The 3,071-nt window shown below is 69.3% G+C and carries 4 protein-coding genes; 2 read left to right on the top strand and 2 right to left on the bottom strand.

All coding sequences use genetic code 11. From position 1 onward, the window contains the following. The first annotated feature begins 167 nt into the window (after window positions 1-167). Both AOK08_RS21670 and AOK08_RS43440 read left to right on the top strand, forming a co-directional pair. Window positions 168-1,043 (top strand): undecaprenyl-diphosphate phosphatase, encoded by an 876-nt coding sequence (locus AOK08_RS21670; RefSeq protein WP_055528680.1) that lies wholly within the window; start codon window positions 168-170, stop codon window positions 1,041-1,043. 165 nt (window positions 1,044-1,208) lie between these two features. Further along, window positions 1,209-1,388 carry a hypothetical protein gene (locus AOK08_RS43440; protein WP_079054182.1) on the top strand — a complete coding sequence of 60 codons (180 nt, stop codon included), beginning with the start codon at window positions 1,209-1,211 and terminating at the stop codon, window positions 1,386-1,388. Between the two features lie 106 nt (window positions 1,389-1,494). On the opposite strand, the gene AOK08_RS21675 is transcribed toward AOK08_RS43440, so the two are convergent. Together AOK08_RS21675 and AOK08_RS21680 are read right to left on the bottom strand one after the other, a co-directional pair. Beyond that, window positions 1,495-2,238 (bottom strand): SDR family oxidoreductase, encoded by a 744-nt coding sequence (locus tag AOK08_RS21675; RefSeq protein ID WP_055528686.1) that lies wholly within the window; start codon window positions 2,236-2,238, stop codon window positions 1,495-1,497. Window positions 2,239-2,273: 35 nt separating this feature from the next. Then, the gene (locus tag AOK08_RS21680; protein WP_055528690.1) at window positions 2,274-2,906 is read right to left on the bottom strand and encodes a DUF4291 domain-containing protein; all 633 of its coding nucleotides are present in this window, start codon (window positions 2,904-2,906) and stop codon (window positions 2,274-2,276) included. Window positions 2,907-3,071 lie beyond the last annotated feature (165 nt).

Consider the following 3,071-nt stretch of genomic DNA (forward strand, 5'->3'; position numbering starts at 1 on the left):
TACCCGCCCTTTACCGGCCCTTGACCCCTCCCCCCGTGCCCGGGCCCTCCCCGGAGGCCGCTAGGCTGCCCCCAACACACTTGATCCACGCCGACTTTCGCTTCGCGCACGGCGCCCCGGTGTGTCCGTCGGCCCCTCCACGATCAGCGCTTGGACCACGTAACTTCATGTCTTGGTTTGAATCCCTCATCCTCGGACTCGTCCAGGGGCTGACCGAGTTCCTCCCCGTCTCCTCCAGCGCGCATCTGCGCCTGACGGCCGCGTTCTCCGGCTGGGAGGACCCGGGTGCCGCCTTTACCGCGATCACCCAGTTGGGGACGGAAGCGGCGGTGCTGATCTACTTCCGCAAGGATGTCGGGCGGATCCTTTCGGCATGGTTCCGCTCGCTCACCAACAAGGCGATGCGCAGCGACCACGACGCGGTCATGGGCTGGCTGGTGATCGTCGGCTCGATTCCGATCGGCGTTCTCGGGGTCACGCTCAAGGACCAGATCGAGGGGCCGTTCCGGGATCTGCGGATCACCGCGACGATGCTCATCGTGATGGGCGTCGTCATCGGCGTCGCCGACCGTCTCGCGGCACGCGACGAGACCGGCGGGAAGCACCGGGCGGCCAAGGAGCGCAAGGGCCTCAAGGAACTGGGCGTACGGGACGGCCTGATCTACGGCATGTGCCAGGCGATGGCCCTGGTCCCGGGCGTCTCACGCTCGGGCGCGACCATCAGCGGCGGCCTGTTCATGGGCTACACCCGCGAGGCGGCGGCCCGTTATTCCTTCCTGCTGGCCATGCCGGCCGTGCTCGCCTCGGGCGTCTTCGAGCTCAAGGACGCGACGGAGGGCGGCCATGTCTCCTGGGGCCCGACGATCTTCGCGACGGTGATCGCGTTCGCGGTCGGATATGCCGTAATTGCGTGGTTCATGAAGTTCATCTCCACCAAGTCGTTCATGCCGTTCGTCTACTACCGCATCGCGCTCGGCATCGTGATCATCGCCCTGGTGACGACCGGCGCGCTGAGCCCGCACGCAGCGGAGTCCTCCGGCTGACGAACGCCCGGCGCGCACACGGCGGAAGATGCCTGGAAGGACGCTGGTCTTCCACTGGAGGATCAGTGGAAGACCGGTGGAAGATCATCCGACCGTGACCAACCGCATACCGTGCGCGTAGCCAACCGGTAGCGCAGCGTCAGTCCTTGCGCCTACGCTGTCCGCATGTCCCCCAATTCCCTGACCCCTGGTTCCGTGCGGTCTGCCGCCGCGTTGAACGAGCAGATCCGCGCTCTCTGGCTCCGCGCGGGCGGATCCCTCTCGTCCCAAGAGCGGGAGGAGTACGAGCTGTTGGTGGTCAAGTGGGCCGCGGCGATACGCGGAGAGATCATCGAGGCGGCCTGACGGCGAGGCGGGCACCGGCAGGGCGGAGCACCTGCCCCGCTCCCCCGCACCACTGACCGGTACAGGGCCTCCCCGCTCCTTTCGCGCCCCTTCCGGACACGCAGCGTCACCGCCCGCCGGCCACCCGCAGCACCGCGCCCGTCGTGTACGAGGCCTCGGCCGACATCAACCAGGCGATGGCGGCGGCGACTTCCTCCGCGAGGCCCGCCCTGCGGAGCGGAACCGTGGCGGACATGCGTTCCGCCCGGTCCGGGTCCCCCATCGCCGCGTGCATCTCGGTGTCGATGACGCCCGGCGCCACCGCGTTGACCCGGATGCCGTCCGGACCGAGTTCCTTCGCCAGGCCAACGGTCAGCGCGTCGACGGCCGCCTTGGTCGCCGCGTAGTGGACGTACTCCCCAGGACTGCCGAGAGTGGCCGCCCCCGAGGACACGTTCACGATCACGCCGGTACCCCGTGCCGTCATGGAACGCGCGGCCCGGCGCGAACACAGCAGCGTACCCAGCAGATTGACGTCCACCACGCGCCGCAGAACGTCGGTGTCCGCGTCGGCCAGCCTGCCCAACGGACCTGTCACAGCAGCGTTGTTCACCAGCCCCGTGACCGGCCCGAGCCGCTCCTCCACCGTGGCGAACAGCCGGTCCACATCCGCCTCGACCGAGGTGTCGACCTGGACGGTCAGGCACCGCGCCCCGGTCTCCCGCACCCCCGCCGCGACCGCCTCGGCGGCCTGGGCGTCCCGCACATATCCCACCGCGACGTCATGACCGTCCGCCGCGAGCCGCAGACAGACGGCGGCACCGATCCCCCGGCTCCCGCCCGTAACCACTGTGACCGGCGCCCCGCTCATGCCGTACCTCCGTGTCTCGTCGTTCCGTGCCAGGTCTACGGTCGCAGGTGCGCGAGCGCGTCCTCGTCGAGAGGGTAGGGCCGCTCGACCGGCAACAGCCGGGCCGCACGGTCGAGTTCACCGGCCCGGACGAGCCCGTGCGCCTCGGCGGCGAGTGGCGTCACGTCCTCGATCCCGACGATCCACTCGTCGGCGTACCGCTCCGCCGCCTCCCCCGAGAGCCCCAACTGAAGGGACCGGTGCGGAAGGGCGTTGAGGTGCAGGTCCCGCTCCGGATCCCACTGCACCCGCGCCGGCGCCCGCCTCAACTGCCGCTTCCAGGCACCCTGGTCCTCGTACAGCCCGGGCACGTAGTGCGACAGACACGCGTTCCGCAACGCCCACAGGAAGCCCTCGCGGCTGATCTCGACGGCCAGCACGGTCTCCTGGCCCTCCTTCGTGCCCCAGCCGCAGCGGTACATCATCCAGCTGAAGGACGGTTTGATCCACGTCATACGGCTCCGGCTCCACGCCGCCGGGAACCGGCCGTCGCGCGCCGCCGCGAGCCCGATCTCCGGGCGGTAGGCCTGATAGACGGTCAGTGTGGACGCCGTATGACGGGCGCGGACGCGGAACTTGGGTTCCGGCTCTCGGGAAACTTCGGGAAAAGCGACTTTCTGATCATTCACGTGACCAGCTTCGGAGCCGGACACGCCCATCCGCCACCCAATATCCGCGCGTCCCTTGGCTGCGCCCGCCCCGTACCCAACACTGAGCCGATGACTCAGCGTGTGGAGCTCGCGACCGTGATCGACCGGCTCTCCCTCGACGGACTCGTCACCGCGTACGCGGTG

It is taken from the genome of Streptomyces graminilatus, assembly GCF_001418565.1.
Lineage (GTDB): Bacteria > Actinomycetota > Actinomycetes > Streptomycetales > Streptomycetaceae > Streptomyces > Streptomyces graminilatus.